This window comes from Bacillus sp. HU-1818 (genome assembly GCF_022695965.1).
Taxonomy (GTDB): domain Bacteria; phylum Bacillota; class Bacilli; order Bacillales; family Bacillaceae; genus Bacillus; species Bacillus atrophaeus.
Genome location: NZ_JAAPBE010000004.1, coordinates 136,102 through 152,219, shown reverse-complemented (window position 1 = coordinate 152,219; position 16,118 = coordinate 136,102). Strand labels below are relative to the sequence as shown.

16 protein-coding genes are annotated in these 16,118 nt (G+C 44.5%); 12 read left to right on the top strand and 4 right to left on the bottom strand.

Annotated elements, in window-relative coordinates:
• The first annotated feature begins 183 nt into the window (after positions 1 to 183).
• A complete protein-coding gene (locus tag GXP75_RS15830) occupies positions 184 to 1,695 on the top strand; it encodes a class I adenylate-forming enzyme family protein (protein ID WP_214917251.1) in 1,512 nt (503 codons plus the stop codon).
• Between the two features lie 19 nt (positions 1,696 to 1,714).
• Here GXP75_RS15830 and GXP75_RS15825 read toward each other — a convergent pair whose 3' ends face one another.
• Positions 1,715 to 2,311 carry a class I SAM-dependent methyltransferase gene (locus tag GXP75_RS15825; protein ID WP_214917249.1) on the bottom strand — a complete coding sequence of 199 codons (597 nt, stop codon included), beginning with the start codon at positions 2,309 to 2,311 and terminating at the stop codon, positions 1,715 to 1,717.
• A 153-nt stretch (positions 2,312 to 2,464) separates the two neighbouring features.
• Between GXP75_RS15825 and GXP75_RS15820 the strand changes: the two genes are divergently transcribed.
• The 5 genes from GXP75_RS15820 to GXP75_RS15800 all read left to right on the top strand — a co-directional run bounded on the left by GXP75_RS15820 (position 2,465) and on the right by GXP75_RS15800 (position 6,706).
• A complete protein-coding gene (locus GXP75_RS15820; protein WP_214917246.1) occupies positions 2,465 to 3,325 on the top strand; it encodes an SDR family oxidoreductase in 861 nt (286 codons plus the stop codon).
• Positions 3,326 to 3,340: 15 nt separating this feature from the next.
• The gene (gene lyxE, locus GXP75_RS15815) at positions 3,341 to 3,844 is read left to right on the top strand and encodes a D-lyxose ketol-isomerase (RefSeq protein ID WP_214917244.1); all 504 of its coding nucleotides are present in this window, start codon (positions 3,341 to 3,343) and stop codon (positions 3,842 to 3,844) included.
• Between the two features lie 130 nt (positions 3,845 to 3,974).
• Complete coding sequence (locus GXP75_RS15810; protein WP_242557241.1) at positions 3,975 to 4,403, top strand: pyridoxamine 5'-phosphate oxidase family protein; 429 nt, start codon at positions 3,975 to 3,977, stop codon at positions 4,401 to 4,403.
• 513 nt (positions 4,404 to 4,916) lie between these two features.
• A complete protein-coding gene (locus tag GXP75_RS15805) occupies positions 4,917 to 5,831 on the top strand; it encodes a phytanoyl-CoA dioxygenase family protein (RefSeq protein ID WP_214917242.1) in 915 nt (304 codons plus the stop codon).
• A 65-nt stretch (positions 5,832 to 5,896) separates the two neighbouring features.
• Positions 5,897 to 6,706, top strand: a complete 810-nt coding sequence (locus GXP75_RS15800; protein WP_061572341.1) for a lipid II flippase Amj — start codon at positions 5,897 to 5,899, stop codon at positions 6,704 to 6,706.
• Between the two features lie 377 nt (positions 6,707 to 7,083).
• Here GXP75_RS15800 and GXP75_RS15795 read toward each other — a convergent pair whose 3' ends face one another.
• The 3 genes from GXP75_RS15795 to GXP75_RS15785 all read right to left on the bottom strand — a co-directional run bounded on the left by GXP75_RS15795 (position 7,084) and on the right by GXP75_RS15785 (position 8,155).
• Complete coding sequence (locus GXP75_RS15795) at positions 7,084 to 7,374, bottom strand: DUF3817 domain-containing protein (RefSeq protein WP_004430377.1); 291 nt, start codon at positions 7,372 to 7,374, stop codon at positions 7,084 to 7,086.
• Between the two features lie 101 nt (positions 7,375 to 7,475).
• Entirely contained in the window at positions 7,476 to 7,955 is a 480-nt protein-coding gene (locus GXP75_RS15790; RefSeq protein WP_242557240.1) for a DUF6773 family protein, read from the bottom strand.
• Positions 7,952 to 8,155: a helix-turn-helix transcriptional regulator gene (locus GXP75_RS15785; RefSeq protein ID WP_242557239.1), complete on the bottom strand. Its 204-nt coding sequence runs from the start codon at positions 8,153 to 8,155 to the stop codon at positions 7,952 to 7,954. Before GXP75_RS15785 ends, GXP75_RS15790 begins: the two co-directional genes overlap by 4 nt.
• Before the next feature lie 146 nt (positions 8,156 to 8,301).
• Here GXP75_RS15785 and lrpC point away from each other — a divergent pair, with 146 nt between their 5' ends.
• The 6 genes from lrpC to GXP75_RS15755 all read left to right on the top strand — a co-directional run bounded on the left by lrpC (position 8,302) and on the right by GXP75_RS15755 (position 16,113).
• Complete coding sequence (gene lrpC / locus GXP75_RS15780) at positions 8,302 to 8,736, top strand: transcriptional regulator LrpC (protein WP_063638764.1); 435 nt, start codon at positions 8,302 to 8,304, stop codon at positions 8,734 to 8,736.
• A gap of 63 nt (positions 8,737 to 8,799) precedes the next feature.
• A complete protein-coding gene (locus tag GXP75_RS15775) occupies positions 8,800 to 10,986 on the top strand; it encodes a DNA topoisomerase III (RefSeq protein ID WP_242557238.1) in 2,187 nt (728 codons plus the stop codon).
• Between the two features lie 240 nt (positions 10,987 to 11,226).
• Complete coding sequence (locus GXP75_RS15770) at positions 11,227 to 12,312, top strand: lipoprotein YdaJ (protein ID WP_242557237.1); 1,086 nt, start codon at positions 11,227 to 11,229, stop codon at positions 12,310 to 12,312.
• Positions 12,293 to 13,144 (top strand): diguanylate cyclase domain-containing protein, encoded by an 852-nt coding sequence (locus GXP75_RS15765; protein ID WP_242557236.1) that lies wholly within the window; start codon positions 12,293 to 12,295, stop codon positions 13,142 to 13,144. Before GXP75_RS15770 ends, GXP75_RS15765 begins: the two co-directional genes overlap by 20 nt.
• Before the next feature lie 10 nt (positions 13,145 to 13,154).
• On the top strand, positions 13,155 to 14,858 hold the full coding sequence (locus GXP75_RS15760; protein ID WP_242557376.1) for a DUF2334 domain-containing protein: 1,704 nt from the start codon (positions 13,155 to 13,157) through the stop codon (positions 14,856 to 14,858).
• Positions 14,851 to 16,113: a glycosyltransferase family 2 protein gene (locus GXP75_RS15755; RefSeq protein WP_242557235.1), complete on the top strand. Its 1,263-nt coding sequence runs from the start codon at positions 14,851 to 14,853 to the stop codon at positions 16,111 to 16,113. Before GXP75_RS15760 ends, GXP75_RS15755 begins: the two co-directional genes overlap by 8 nt.
• The last annotated feature ends 5 nt before the right edge of the window (positions 16,114 to 16,118 follow it).

The window sequence follows — 16,118 nt, the reverse complement described above, 5'->3', positions numbered from 1 at the left end:
GTATGCGAAGGATTCCTATAGCAGAAAATAACTGAAACTGGGACTATTTTATCATTCTGAGTTAAAATCATTCCAAAACGAAATTGTTTTACAAGTTATCTTTTTTGGTTTAAAATGGATTCGGAAAAGGAAGATAATCTAACGGGACAATTGAATTTTCAACATCATATAGGAGATGAAATTATGAAGACACTACAGCATCTGATTCTGCATGACATGCCGAACAGCGAAGAGATAGAAGCTGTGAAAACCGGAGAGGATACACAGACATACGCCGTTTACCGCAAAAGAATCAACCAGCTTGCGAACGCCCTGCTGCAAAAGGGCATCAAAAAAGGCGATCGGGTCGCATTGCTTTGTAAAAACGGCAATGCTGCATCAACTGTTATGTTTGCCGCGCTTGAAATTGGCGCAGCGGTGGTCCCTGTAAGCTGGCAGCTGAAGCCATATGAGCTTAAAGGAATATTAAAAGCCTGTGAGCCAAAAGCCTTATTTTACGGAAGTGATTTTGAGGACACCATGAAAGAAGTGCTTCCGGATATTTCATCACTGCATACAACAATCGTAACCGGGACCGCTTCGGAAACAACATCTGAATTTGAAAATCTTTTTGCAGGTCCCGGCCATTTGCCAGAAGCAGAAACGGTATCTGAAGATGATACGGCACTGCTTATGTTCACTTCAGGAACCACTGGCAACCCAAAAAGATGTATGCTGACGCACGGCGGAATTTACAATTATGTAACTGAAACCATTAAAAGCGGAGGCCGCATGAAAGATCTTCGTTTTCTTGCTTGCCATCCGATTTATCACACAAGTGCGATCATCTGTTTAATGCAGGGCACAATAACAGGCGCAACGATCATTTTTACAAATGATCAGGATCCCGCTCATATTCTGAACCTGATAGAGGAAGAAAAGATTCAGTGCGTGATGGCTCTTCCTGTTTTTTATACCTATCTTCTGGAGGAATGGGAAGCCCGCAAGACTGATCTATCCTCTGTCTTATACTTTATGACTGGCGGAACAAAGGTGCCGAGCAGCCTGATTCGCCGATATCATGAAATCGGAGTGCCTCTAGTACAAGGCTACGGCAGCACTGAGGCATGGGGTATCAGCACATGGAGCCCTGAAATGGGCTGGGACAAAGCCGCTTCAGCAGGAAAACCGATGTCCGTTGTTGATGTGAAAATCGAGGATCCTGAAACGGGAGAAGAGCTGCCGCAAGGATCTATCGGAGAAGTTGTCGTGCGCAGTCCTTTTTTGTTTAAAGGCTACGAAGAAAACCCGGAAGCCACACAAAAAGTGCTGCAAAACGGCTGGTTCCGCACAGGCGATTCAGGTTATATAGATGAGGATGGCTTCATCTTTATTACCGGACGCTATAAGGACGTCATTATTTACGGCGGCGATAACATCTATCCTGACCAAATTGAAGAGGTTGTTCAGCAAGTGCCTGGCATTCTTGAGGCCGCTGTTGTCGGCGTGCCTGACCCGCTCTACGGAGAAAAACCGAAAGCGTTTATTGTCACAAACGGCACTCAAGATCTGACGGAAGAAGATGTTACCCGCTTCTGTACAGAAAGACTGTCCGCTTACAAAATTCCGGAGATTGAATTTGTAGACGAACTTCCGAAAAACAATCTCGGCAAAGTGAAGAAAGATATCTTGCGCAAGCAAGCCACTCACTCATAAGATAGAAAACCCGGCTCTATTAGATGCCGGGTTTTTTTGCGGTTACGCAAACTGACAGTTCTGGTGTGATGTATTTAAATTGAATCTCTATGTCTTCAAAACCGGCCGCGTATAAATCGGCATATATCTGTTTGGCGAATGCTTTTGTTTTCTCCGGACTTGCGTCTGCTTCTCTGGGCTGCATCGAAATGGCCGTCTTGCCGCCGGGTTTTAAGGCTTGATATATATGGTGCACGCCTTTTTGCCGATCATTCCAGATGGTGTAGTTGTTAACCGAAAGCACCTTATCATAATAAGCGGAAGGGAGAGGGGCTGTTTCAATGCCGCCCTTCATCAGCCGCACCGACTTCTGTTTGACCTTGCGCTCCGCCTGTTTTTTCATGACCCCCGAAGCATCAATCCCATCAATTTTCACCGTGGGCTCACGCTTTAGCATCTGCTTCAGGCTGTATCCGGGCCCGTAACCTACTTCAAGGACAACGTCATGGCGTTTTAAGGTAAGCTGATCAATCGTCCATTTATTTAATGTTTTATTTTCAGCGGCCATGATGTATCCGGCAATTACGCCAATCAAACCTTTTGGCCGGCTGAACCTTTTTGAAATTGCATTAATCATCTTGTCACCGCCTTTTTGTGTTTTAATCCCTCCAAACGTTTCATGTGAAACATTTTTCTGAAAAAGCATTTCCAACCTGCTCTTTTATGTTTAGACAAAGAATGCAGGAGGTAGACAGAAAATAGCACATGAAAAAAGAGGAGGAGAAAACACATGGGAAACTATCCAAACGAATTACCGGCGCAATCACAAAATCGGCAGCCTGGAATTGAAAGCGAGATGAATCCAAGTCCCGTATATGAGTACGAAAATTATAAAGGGGCGGACAAATTAAAAGGAAAAGTCGCGCTAATTACAGGAGGCGACAGCGGAATCGGCCGCGCTGTATCTGTAGCCTATGCCAAAGAAGGCGCTGATATTGCGATCGTCTATCTTGATGAACACGGGGATGCGGAAGATACAAAAAAACGTGTAGAACAAGAAGGCGTAAAATGCTTGCTGATCCAAGGAGATGTAGGGGAAGAGGAGTTCTGTAATGAAGCTGTGGAAAAAACGGTGAATGAACTTGGGCGCCTTGACATCCTTGTAAATAACGCTGGAGAACAGCATCCGAAGCAAAGCATTAAGGATATATCAAGCGAACAGTTGCACAGAACATTCAAAACCAACTTTTACTCACAATTTTATTTGACTAAAAAAGCGATCGACTACCTTAAACCGGGAAGTGCGATCATAAATACAACATCCATTAACCCATACAGAGGAAATCCCCAGCTTATTGATTACACGGCGACTAAAGGCGCAATCAATGCCTTTACAAGAACGATGGCTCAAGCGCTCGTTCAAGATGGAATCCGTGTAAATGCAGTAGCACCGGGTCCTATTTGGACACCGTTAATTCCGGCTACATTCCCGGATGAAACTGTCGCCAAATTCGGTCAAAACACACCGATGGGCCGTCCTGGACAACCGGTTGAGCACGTGGGCTGCTATGTTCTGCTTGCTTCAGACGAATCTTCCTATATGACAGGCCAGACGCTCCATGTTAACGGCGGAGACTTTGTGACGACATAATAGGGAGTGATGAGTGTGAAGGTAACAAAGGAAGACGTAAACAGCTATTATAAAAAAGCGGGAATTATTTTGACAGATGATGAAGTTGACCAAATTCAAATGATGGACTATGGATTAGGAAAGCTTGATAAAGTCGGGCTGCAGCTTTTTATCTACGTCAATACGGACCGATACTGTTCAAAGGAACTGGTGCTGTTCCCGGGACAGACTTGCCCGGAACACCGCCATCCGCCTGTGAACGGTGAGGAAGGAAAACAAGAAACTTTCCGCTGCCGATACGGTAAAGTTTATCTTTATGTAGAGGGAGAAAAAACGGAGCTTCCGAAGGTTCTTCCGCCCCATGAAGACAGAAAGTACTATACCGTCTGGCACGAAATCGAACTGGAGGCAGGGGGGCAATACACCATTCCGCCCAATACGAAACATTGGTTTCAGGCGGGAGAAGAAGGTGCAGTCATAACCGAAATGTCTTCAACAAGCACGGACGATTACGATATATTTACGGATTCAAGAATATAAGGATGGGGCTGAGATGCCCATCCTTTTTTTATGATCATCACTGACTTATAAAGATGCGCGCATTCAAAGGTTTAAATTTCTCCGGAATGTGGAAAAGTAACAGCGGAGATTAAAAAAGGAGTGATTCATAATGAATCAACAAGAAATTAAAAAAAAAGTGCTGGATGTACTGGATAACCATAAAGTAGGTTCACTTGCCACCGTTGAACAGGGCAAACCGCATTCCCGTTATATGACGTTTTTCCATGACGGCTTGACCATTTATACGCCGACAAGCAAAGAGACACATAAAACAGAAGAAATAGAAAACAACCCGAATGTGCATGTTTTATTAGGATATGATTGTGAGGGTTTCGGTGATGCGTACGTAGAAGTATCCGGAAAAGCTAAGCTGAACAATTCAACTGAACTAAAAGATAAGCTCTGGAACAGCAAGCTTGAACGCTGGTTTGACGGCAAGGACGATCCGAATCTGGTCATTCTTGAAATTGAACCGGCCGACATCAGATTAATGAATGCAGGCGAAAAAACATCTGTTTCATTAAACTTATCTCAATAAAGTGTTGTACTATTCAGGGCGATGTAGTATAATAAGTTGTTAAGAAAGATAAATGTGCAAATAATAAAGAAAGTAAACTTCTTTTTTCTGTTTTAAGAGAGAAGCTTTACCGCTTCCATACAGCTATGGTACAAAAAAGCTGACCTTATTCTTTTCCCTCTGACACTCGCCCCTAACGATGAGATGGAAAAAAGACTTTTTGTTTTACAATTCACACCGGCGCGGCTTCGGAGCCGCAGTGACGATTGAGAGGTAGGGCTTTCGTTGTCTTGTTATCAAGAACTTCCATGGTGTTTACTTTCGAAGATGATTCTATCGGAACAATCTTAAAGACGAATCTAAACCGTCCGACTACGGCGGAATATATAACCTTTTATTTGCGTAAGAAAAGAATAAGACAAACCGCTCGGCAACCCCGGGCGGTTTTTTTGTATTGTCTATTGATGTGAAACGCGTTTCAGCCCTTATTATAATATTGTAAGCGCTTCACAAAATGGTGCGGGAGGTTTCTGTATGAACAAAAAGAATAATATTCTTACGATTACCGAGTCATTAAACAAGCGGCTTCAACAAGAGCCTATGAGAGTGCTGAGTGAAGAGGATTGGGCGTTTTGGAAGGAAAACGGATATGTCGTCATCCATGACGCTGTGCCGAAAGATTACATTGAGCGCACAGCCACTCTGATTTGGGAGTTTGAAGAAAAAGATCCGGAGAACCCTTCTGATTGGTACGCGCCAGCCCGCCGTGAAATCCAAATGAAAGAATTGAAAAACACAGGTATGGTAGAGCTTTATCATCATCAATATTTGTGGGACAACCGCACATATGAGAAGGTGTACAACGCTTTTGTGGATATTTGGGGCACTGAAAAGCTATGGGCGACCATTGACAGATGCAATCTCAATCTGCCGATCAAACCGGGCTATGAGTATGAGGGCTTTATCCATTGGGATGTGGATACCTCAGTAGACCCAGTTCCGGTCAATGTGCAAGGCGTCTTATCCTTAGTGGATACGGATATAGAAATGGGCGGATTCCAGTGCATCCCTGAATTGTACCGCAATTTTGAGGAATGGGTGCAAACACAGCCTTCGGATCGAAATCCTTATCGGCCTGATACAGCCGGGTTTACACCGACAAAAGTCGTCACAAAAGCCGGTGATCTGCTCATCTTTAACAGCATGCTGGCCCACGGCATTCGGGCGAATCACTCGACAAAGCCGCGGCTTGCCCAGTACATTTCCATGTTTCCTGCGCAAGAACATAATGAGGCGCTGCGCGAATCAAGAATTTCTCAATGGAGCGAACGAATTCCGCCAGACGGCAAGGCATTTCCAGGAGATCCGCGAAACTGGGAACAAACCAAATACAGCCGAGCCGTCTTAACTGAATTAGGTGAAAAATTGCTTGGGCTTAAAAAATGGTAATGTGGTACGAAACCTCGGACTTCCTCAATCAGTCTAATCTGTATCAATAAGTGGAGGAAGACATAGTGGAAGTTATCACATTACAGGTATTATTCATTTTTTGTTTTTTACTGCTGATTCACTCAATTGAAACACTGGCATATGCGACAAGGCTTTCAGGAGCGCGGGTTGGGTTTATCGCGTCCGCTCTTTCACTCTTCAATGTCATGGTCATCGTATCCAGAATGTCGAATATGGTGCAGCAGCCCTTTACAGGACATTTAATTGACGACGCCGGAAAGCATGCGCTCACGGTTGTAGGAGAGCAATTCAGATTTTTGATTTTCGGATCAACAGTCGGCACTATGCTTGGAATCATTCTGTTACCGACGTTTGTCGCTATATTTTCACGGGCGATCATCCACCTTGCTGGCGGGGGAGGGTCCGTTCTGCAAGTATTTAAAAAAGGTTTGTCAATAAACGGACTAAAAAACGCCCGTTACTATTTGAGAAAACCATCTGTTTCGTATTTCAAAGGTTTTCAATTTCGCTTTATTCCAAAGCGCCTTTTTGTCATCAACATGGTGATCACTTCAATATATACGATCGGCGTGCTCTCAGCACTCTATGCCGGACTGCTCGCGCCGGAACGAAGCACGACGGCAGTGATGGCCTCCGGGCTGATTAACGGCATTGCCACAATGCTCTTAGCCGTCTTTGTCGATCCGAAAATATCCGTGCTCGCTGATGACGTGGCAAAGGGAAAACGAAGTTACACTTACTTAAAGTGGACATCGGTAACGATGGTGACCTCAAGGGTGGCGGGCACGATTCTCGCCCAGCTCATGTTTATCCCCGGCGCCTATTATATTGCGTGGATGACAAAGTGGTTTTAAAAAAGCTGCCTATCGCCAAAAGCGAAATCATTACATGATAAATGATTTCGCTTTTGGCATTTTTGTTGCACGCTTTAATGTTCTCCTACAGCTGTCCAACTGTTGATTTGATTAATGATATTTAAATCAGCATATTCTCTTTCAGCGTAGGACGAGTGTCCTGATAGACTTCGTCAGGAAGAAATGAACATGAAGAAAAATGAAAAAAGAAAAACCCTGCATTTTTAATACAGGATTTTACTCAAACTTTTAAAATTTACACCTTGAGTCTAAAAAAGACATGGCATTGGATCAGACTTGCACAGATTCGGTGAAAGGGGCATTCGAAAAGGCGCCCGACGGACTCGCGGCATGCCTGACAGCCAATGCATAATCATTTATTTATAATTTCTCAATCCCCGGTCATATAAAAAGTTTCCGAATGGAACAAAAGCGGCGACGAATCCGGCGGCAGACCATTTTAATGACCATTTGACAGACAGCGTCACATAAGCCAGCACAAGCAAATACAAAACGAACAATCCGCCATGCACGGAACCGACAATCGTAACGGCAAGCGGAAGATCAGCCCAGTATTTAAGAGGCATAGCGATAAACAGCAGGATTAAGAGAGACATTCCTTCAATAAAACCCATCGTACGAAGCCTTCCGATCGGTGTTTGCAGCATAAATCGCCCTCCTTATGTACACGTTTTCAACTATACTATATACGATCAGGGGGACAAATATGACAAGTTCAGCTAATGTTCAAAAAACCTTCAATTTTAACTTACTCATCATCGAAAATATCTTTATTTTTGCGGTAGGATATGCTCAGGCTTATGAAATGAACCATGAAGTAAAAGATCGTAAACAATATGGCCAGTACAAGGGCATCAAACCAATCCTCGGAGTTCTGCGGGAATCCGGTAAAAAGGAAACTGACCGCAAGAAAAATAAGGCCGGTACAGGCGCTGACGGCGGTTATTTCCTTTCTTTTTTTCCGATAGACCCTTTTATTCGATATGTCCGGATGCTCCATGCCTGATAATAGGCAGCGAAGTAAGATATATCCTGCATATACGATCAAACCAATACCGCTCACCATATATTCAATAGGTTCTTTGTGTAGAATTCCGCCTCTGATGATGAGATCCAAAAGCATGAGAGCAGCCACAATTAAACCTGCTTCCCCGTAGAATTGATTCATCTTCTTTTCAACGTATTCATCGGTCCGCCCGGAGGAGGCTTGTAAAAACGGAAGCTTCATTTTGTTTCAATCCCTTCCCAAAATAAATGATCTAACGTTTGATCCAAGGCTTTTGCTAATGCGATGCAAAGCTGCAATGTCGGATTATATTTGCCTTTTTCAATCAGCCCGATTGTCTGCCTGGTGACACTGACGTGAGCCGCATGCTGAGATTGGGTCCATCCTTTTTCAATCCGAGCCATTTTAACCCAATTAACCATTTACTCACTCCAATTGAATTTATATGTGTCTTTATGTAATGTATATATTAGTTCGTAAAGTCAATTAATGGGAATCGGTCTCCTTGTCTTTTTTTCAAAATCCCGCGATAATATGAACAAAAGAGCAGAAGGAAGTATGAGGCCAAATGAAACTCGACAAACTCGATCTCAGCATAATCAGAGAACTTAAAGAAGACAGCCGCCTGTCAATGAGGGAATTAGGCAGGAAAATCAAGCTGTCTCCGCCGTCGGTCACAGAGCGGGTCAGACAGCTGGAGTCCTTCGGCATCATTAAACGATATACATTGGAAGTTGATCAGAAAAAAATAGGACTTCCCATTTCCTGCATGATAGAAGCAACCGTCAAAAACGGAGATTACGAACGATTTAAAACGTATATTCAATCGTTTTCGAATATAGAATTTTGCTATCGCATCGCCGGGTCTGCCTGCTATATGCTGAAAATCAACGCCGAAAGCCTTGAAGCCATTGAAGAATTCATCAATCAAACCTCACCGTACGCTCAAACCGTGACTCATGTCATTTTTTCAGAAGTTGAGATGAAAAACGGGCGCGGTTAGAGAGAGGCCGCTCCGTCTGTTATAATAAAAGGATGAGCGTGAAAGAAAGAGAAGTGATAAAGCATGTCAAAAACAGTTGTATTAGCTGAAAAACCTTCAGTCGGCCGGGATTTGGCCCGGGTGCTGAAGTGTCATAAAAAGGGAAACGGATATTTAGAAGGAGACCGATATATCGTCACTTGGGCGCTCGGCCATTTGGTGACGCTCGCTGATCCTGAGGGCTACGGCAAGGAGTTTCAATCATGGCGGCTGGAAGATCTGCCGATTATTCCAGAGCCTTTAAAGCTCGTCGTGATTAAAAAAACCGGAAAACAGTTCAATGCGGTGAAAGCCCAGCTCACCCGCAAGGATGTAAGCGGCATTGTCATTGCGACAGACGCCGGACGTGAAGGGGAGCTTGTCGCCCGCTGGATTATTGAAAAAGCGCACGTTAATAAACCGATCAAACGTCTGTGGATTTCCTCAGTAACTGATAAAGCGATCAAGGATGGCTTTCAAAAACTGCGCAGCGGCAAAGAATATGAAAATCTGTATCACTCAGCCGTCGCCAGAGCGGAAGCGGATTGGATTGTCGGAATCAACGCGACCCGCGCGCTGACCACAAAATTCAACGCGCAGCTGTCATGCGGACGTGTACAAACGCCGACACTGGCGATGATTGCGAAACGGGAAGCCGATATTCAAGCGTTTACGCCGGTACCGTATTTCGGTATTCGTGCGGCCGTTGAAGGGATGACCTTAACCTGGCAGGACAAAAAAACGAAGCAAAGCAGAACATTTGATCAAGCCGTTACTACCCGATTGCTGGACAAGCTGGAAGGTAAATCCGCAACAATTGCTGATCTGAAAAAAACAGCGAAGAAAAGTTTTGCGCCGGGTCTTTATGATTTAACTGAATTGCAAAGAGACGCGCACAAACGGTTCGGTTTTTCTGCAAAAGAGACGCTGTCGGTTTTACAAAAGCTGTACGAACAGCATAAGCTTGTCACGTACCCGCGTACGGATTCACGATTTATTTCAAACGACATCGTGCCGACATTAAAGGACCGGTTGGAAGGCATGGAAGTTAAACCATATGCCCTGTACGTCACAAAAATTTTAAAACGCGGCATCAAAGCGCATAAAGGCTTTGTGAATGATGCGAAGGTATCAGATCACCATGCCATCATTCCGACTGAAGAACCGCTTATCCCCAGCAGTCTGAGCGATAAAGAACGCAAGCTGTATGATCTGATCGCGAAGCGTTTTCTTGCCGTATTGATGCCGGCATTTGAGTATGAGGAAACAAAGGTCATTGCCGACATCGGGGGAGAAACGTTTACCGCTAAAGGAAAAACCGTTCAGTCTCAAGGCTGGAAGGCTGTTTACGATGCTTATGACGAGGAAGACGATCAAGACGAAGACAGAGACCAAACATTGCCGGCTCTCCAAAAAGGCGATAGTTTGCCAGTGCGCGCCTTGAAGGAAACAAGCGGCCAAACAAAGCCGCCTGCGCGTTTCAATGAAGGAACTCTCCTGTCCGCCATGGAAAATCCAAGTGCTTTTATGCGGGGAGATGAGAAGAATCTTGTCAAAACATTGGGCGAGACCGGCGGGTTAGGCACAGTCGCAACCCGTGCCGATATCATTGAAAAACTGTTTAATAGCTTTTTAATTGAGAAAAAGGATAAAGATATTTTCATCACCTCAAAAGGAAAACAGCTGTTACAGCTCGTTCCTGAGGATCTAAAATCACCGGCTCTTACAGGAGAGTGGGAGCAAAAACTCTCTGCCATTGCGGCAGGGAAATTGAAATCATCTGTCTTTATTAAAGAAATGAAGGCCTATGCGAACGAAACAGTGAAAGACATTAAAAACAGCAGCCAAACCTTCAGGCACGATAATGTGACGGGAACAGCCTGTCCGGAGTGCGGCAAAATGATGCTGAAAGTAAACGGCAAACGCGGCACAATGCTTGTATGCCAGGATCGGGAATGCGGAAGCAGAAAAACGATCGCCAGAAAAACAAATGCCCGCTGTCCGAACTGCCACAAGAAGCTGGAGCTGCGCGGGCAGGGAGAAGGACAAATCTTCGCGTGCGTCTGCGGCCACCGCGAAAAACTGTCCGTTTTTGAAAAACGCAAATCTAAAGAAAAAACAGGACGCGCCTCTAAACGGGATGTATCCTCATATCTGAAACATCAAAACAAAGACGAGCCGATTAATAACGCGCTGGCGGAACAGCTGAAAAAGCTCGGTCTGGATAAATAATCAAAAAGAAACCTGCGATTGATCAGCAGGTTTCTTTTTTTTATTGGTCTAAAGTCATCTTTTTCCTGTTGATCAAAGGAAAAAAAGCTAGTAATCTTCAATTTTTTCTTTTATAGTAAATATAATTTGCAGTTTAGGTGTAAATACCCAGTATTATAATAATTTGATTCTTACATTTTATTTCTCAGCCATATATAATGATCGTCTGACTGAGTTTCAGATGAAAAGGGAGATTTGCCAGTGAAGAACGTGAGTATTTTTGTCATGATCCTGTTGATTTCAATCGGACTTTCAGCGGGATGCATGAAAGCTGACCATAAGGAATCGGCGGATGTACCAAACAGTGTTCCGCTTCAGCCTGCGGAACACTTTATCTATCAAAATCTGATGAACGAAAAGGGCTGGATTCAAACAAATCTAAAAGATCATCCCGCCTACTTATCGGAATCACTCGGCCTCTGGATGGAATTTTTACTCAGCAAAAAGGACGCCTCTCATTTTCAGGAACAATATCAGCACCTTGCCGAATCCTTTCTAATGAAAAACAATCTGATTACGTGGAAGATTGAAGACAATATACCCGCTAAGTCCAACGCTCTGATAGACGATCTCAGAATCATGCTGTGTCTGGACCAGGCGGCGGCTCTTTGGAATCACAATGAATATGCTCAAACGGCCCGGCAGATCGGCGCCGCTTTGAAAAAGCACAATATGAACAACGGCGTGTTTACTGATTTTTACGATTCCGGCTCTCAAGCAGCGGGAAAAGACGTCACCCTTTCCTATATCATGCCGGATGCGTTAGCAGTGTTAAAGAAGAACGGACTGATAGATGAAGAAACTGAACAGCGGAATCTGAACGTTCTTTATCATGCACCTCTGCAGAACGGATTTCTGCCGAAAACGTACAACACAGAGACGGGAGAATATAAGTACGACAGTGAAGTCAATGTCATCGACCAGCTGTATGCCGCACTGCACTTGAAAAAGGGAGATGAAAAAGCTGCGGCTGCAGCAAACTGGGTTAAGCAGGAGTTTGAAGCAAACGGAAAGCTGTACGGACGGTATTCAGCGGAAACAAAAAAGCCGGCGGTCCAATATGAATCACCGTCTGTTTACGCCTTGGCTATCCTATTTTTGGCTGAACAAAAAGAAGACACCGCCGTTAGCAAGGCATTATATGAAAAAATGACCGGGTTTGAAATCCTTGATCCGCTGAAGACACATTATGGAGGATATATGAGCGGCAATGACACGCACTCTTTCGACAATTTGCTGCCGCTTTTGGCTGAAAGGAAGCTTTTTAATGAAAATATCATTCAATGACACTCAAAAAATCTTTAGTTATATTGTTTTGCTGGCTGCGGCGCTATCCATCTTTATTTATTACGTATCGCCGCAGCAACCAGAAGGCATTCTCATCATCTGCATCACCCTGCTCGTCATTGGCGCCGGGGTATGGTTCGGCCCGGTGTACTCGCTTGTGGTCACTCTCATCGTTTTGTTTATTCTCGGGAGCTTAATGCTTTGGTTTCAGTCCGTACAAGTTGCGCTCTTTTCCGCGGCAGAAGGGCTTAAAACACTTGTGATATGGGGTGCCGCACTGCTCCTGTTTTCCTTTATTTCTGGAAGAATTCACGATCTGGCCGGAGGGCTGGGCAAGTCGGTCAAGCATCTGCAAGCCGAGATCAAGAGTTTTGTAGCGGTGGACAGAGTGACAGGCTTCGATAACAAACAGAGAATGAAGCTTGAATTATCAGAGGAAATGAAGCGCGCAGAGCGATATGGCAATTCCTTCGTCTTTTTGCTGCTCCACATGCACTACTTTAAGGAGTTTAAATCCTTATACGGAGAAAAAGAAACAGACCGCCTGTTTACATTCGTCAGCCGGCAAATCAGATCAAGTGTAAGGGAAACGGATAAAAAATTCCGTCCCTCTGAGGAACGGTTCGGCATTGTGCTCACGCATACGCCGGCAGAACACATGCCGGCCGTTTTAAAAAAATTAAAAACACAATTGGACACTTATCGGCTGCAAAACGGAAAATATGTATCACTAACCTTTCATGTGTGCTTCTTGCCTTATCGAGAAGACTTAAAAGCCGTTGAACAATTTTTAGAAGAACTGGAAAACGAGATGATGATGAATGAACTATAACGTAATACGACTGCTGTGTGCCGCGGCGCTTCTGGTATCGTTTGCTTATTTTCCAAGCCGGGCTGAGGCGAAGCAACAAAACGGGATTCTGATCATCTACTCAAGTGTAGACGGAAAAGAGTCAGCAAATGTCAAAAAACTCGATTTGCTGGCCGGGCATTTTTCCTCCCATGTCACTGTGCGCAAGGATACAGATGTCAAAGCATCTGACATGGCAGATAAAGACCGTGTGATCTATTACGGACAAACAAAAAGAAAGCTTAATCAAAAGCTTGTCGCTCTTATCAATGATAGGAAAGAGTCGCTGATCAGCCTCGGTTATAACGCGGAGCAGTTCAGCCGATTTGCACATCTGAGTCTGAAACGCAAGGAAAACATACATCAGATTCACAGCAATCAAGAGAAAACCGATCTCTCATTGGAGAACGGGCTTAACGTGCTGGATGTATCGGGTTTGAAAGGACAGGCGTTGGTTACCTATAAATCATCTGACGGACAGACACATCCTTTTATCTGGAAAACGAAAACGTCAGACTATTATATCGGCCTGACTGATTTATTAAACGACAATTTGATTACGGCGAAGCAGCTTAGAGAAGCCTTCGGTGAAACCCCGGGCAGCACCTTGCTCTACCTGCGGCTTGAGGATATCAGCCCGATGTCGGATGAAAAATTGCTGCTTCAGGCAGGTTCCTTTCTGTCTAAAAGAAACATCCCATTTGTCATGTCCGTTATTCCGGTATATCTGAATCCGGAAACAGGCGACAAGGTCTATCTGTCTGACAGGCCTAAGATGGTCAAAGTTTTAAAAAAACTGCAAAGTATGGGAGGCAGTGTGATCGTTCACGGATACACACATGCCTATCGGTACAGTGAAACCGGGGAAGGCTTCGAATTTTGGGATGCCAAGGCAGATCAGCCGATTACAGAGGAAAACGCGGAAGACACGCCTGCCGTCCTGGAAAAAGAGCAGAATTTCCCGAATGAAACGGCGTATCACAGCTATCTCCGTCCGTACCGGGACAATGAAAACACATACACACGAACAAAGCTGAAGCTTGCCATTGAGGATTTAACAGCGTCCGGCCTGTACCCATTGTCCTTTGAAGCGCCTCACTATACGATGTCTGAGCAAGGCTACAAGATTACTTCAGACTATTTCTCAAGCATATTCGGACAGGTGCAGCTCAGCGATACAACGTGGAAAACATCCGGCACCGCTCCGTTTCTGACAACCCCGAGCATGCTTCACGGAATGACGCTGTATCCTGAGACCATTGGATTTGTCGATACGTCTGACCAAAACCCCCTCGGTGATATAGAGGATCACATTTCCCGTATGATTGATTTTGAAGGCGGGGTTGCCGGAGGATTTTATCATCCGTATCTCGGCATGAAGTATCTGCCCGAGCTTGTGGATCAAATGGAGCATATTCCGAACGGTGAATGGCTTGATTTAAAGAAAACAAAACAGACTGTTAAAACGGACAAAGTCAAGATCACCACAAACGGAGACGGCACCATCCATGTGGAAAACAAGCTTAACGCCTTTACGGAGTTCGTTAAACATCACCAGCAAAGCCCGCTGGAAAAGGCCTTGTGGATTCTATCGGCCGTGGTGCTTTTATTTGTTGTCATGTTTGTCATTTATACCTTTTATTTAAGAGCCACATTGAAAAAACGAATCTTTAAGGAGAGAAGAAACCTTGGGTAATGTTCTGTTCTTTATCTCGCTAAGTTTAATATGGGTTATGCTTCTCTACCACATGTTTCTGATGCAGGGCGGATTTCGCCACTACATGACCTTTGAGCGGAATATCCCGAAGTGGAGAGAAAACATGAAGGAGCTTCCGAAGGTCAGCGTCCTCATACCCGCCCATAATGAAGAGGTTGTGATCAGGCAGACGCTAAAAGCAATGGTCAATCTCTATTATCCGAAGGACCGTCTGGAAATTATCGTGATAAACGACAATTCATCGGACCGGACGGGTGATATCGTAAATGAATTTTCGAGGCAATATGGTTTTATCAAAATGGTCGTCACCAAACCCCCGAACGCCGGAAAGGGAAAATCCTCGGCGCTTAATTCCGGTTTTGCTGAATCAAACGGTGATGTGATCTGTGTATATGACGCCGATAATACGCCGGAAAAAATGGCGGTGTATTACCTTGTTCTCGGCTTAATGAATGATCAGCAGGCAGGCGCGGTTGTAGGGAAATTCCGCGTCATCAATGCGGCGAAAACACTGCTGACGAAGTTTATCAACATTGAGACCATTTGTTTTCAGTGGATGGCACAGGGCGGAAGATGGAAATGGTTTAAAATCGCGACAATACCGGGCACCAATTTTGCTATCAGAAGAAGCATTATCGAAAAGCTTGGCGGCTGGGATGACAAAGCGCTGGCGGAGGATACTGAACTCACCATCCGCGTCTATAACCTCGGCTATCATATTCGCTTTTTCCCTGCGGCGGTCACATGGGAGCAAGAACCGGAAACGTGGAAGGTCTGGTGGCGCCAGCGGACAAGATGGGCGCGCGGCAATCAGTATGTCGTACTGAAATTTTTGGCGCAATTTTTCAGGCTGAAACGAAAACGAATTATCTTTGATTTGTTTTATTTTTTCTTTACGTATTTCTTATTTTTCTTTGGCGTCATTATGTCAAATACGATTTTTGTTGTGAATTTATTTTATGATTTACACCTGTCAGTCGGATTGTTGGCGATGATTTTGTGGATACTTGCCTTTTTCTTATTTATGACGGAGGTTATGATCACGCTAAGCATCGAAAAAACAGAAATGAACAGGCAAAACGTGTTCATCGTGTTTCTGATGTATTTTACATACTCACAAGCATGGATTGTGCTCGTCATCTATTCATTATTTGTTGAGATCAAACATCGGCTGTTCAGACAGGAAGTGAAATGGTACAAAACCGAACGATATAACCAAAATAAAAGCGGGTGACCTTT

Coding starts and splice junctions, on each gene's coding strand:
- GXP75_RS15830 (WP_214917251.1), top strand. CDS start 184: ATGAAGACACTACAGCATCTGATTCTGCATGACATGCCGAACAGCGAA.
- GXP75_RS15805 (WP_214917242.1), top strand. CDS start 4,917: ATGAACAAAAAGAATAATATTCTTACGATTACCGAGTCATTAAACAAG.
- GXP75_RS15765 (WP_242557236.1), top strand. CDS start 12,293: ATGAAAATATCATTCAATGACACTCAAAAAATCTTTAGTTATATTGTT.
- GXP75_RS15810 (WP_242557241.1), top strand. CDS start 3,975: ATGAATCAACAAGAAATTAAAAAAAAAGTGCTGGATGTACTGGATAAC.
- GXP75_RS15790 (WP_242557240.1), bottom strand. CDS start 7,955: ATGAAGCTTCCGTTTTTACAAGCCTCCTCCGGGCGGACCGATGAATAC.
- GXP75_RS15825 (WP_214917249.1), bottom strand. CDS start 2,311: ATGATTAATGCAATTTCAAAAAGGTTCAGCCGGCCAAAAGGTTTGATT.
- GXP75_RS15795 (WP_004430377.1), bottom strand. CDS start 7,374: ATGCTGCAAACACCGATCGGAAGGCTTCGTACGATGGGTTTTATTGAA.
- lrpC (WP_063638764.1), top strand. CDS start 8,302: ATGAAACTCGACAAACTCGATCTCAGCATAATCAGAGAACTTAAAGAA.
- GXP75_RS15785 (WP_242557239.1), bottom strand. CDS start 8,155: ATGGTTAATTGGGTTAAAATGGCTCGGATTGAAAAAGGATGGACCCAA.
- GXP75_RS15775 (WP_242557238.1), top strand. CDS start 8,800: ATGTCAAAAACAGTTGTATTAGCTGAAAAACCTTCAGTCGGCCGGGAT.
- GXP75_RS15820 (WP_214917246.1), top strand. CDS start 2,465: ATGGGAAACTATCCAAACGAATTACCGGCGCAATCACAAAATCGGCAG.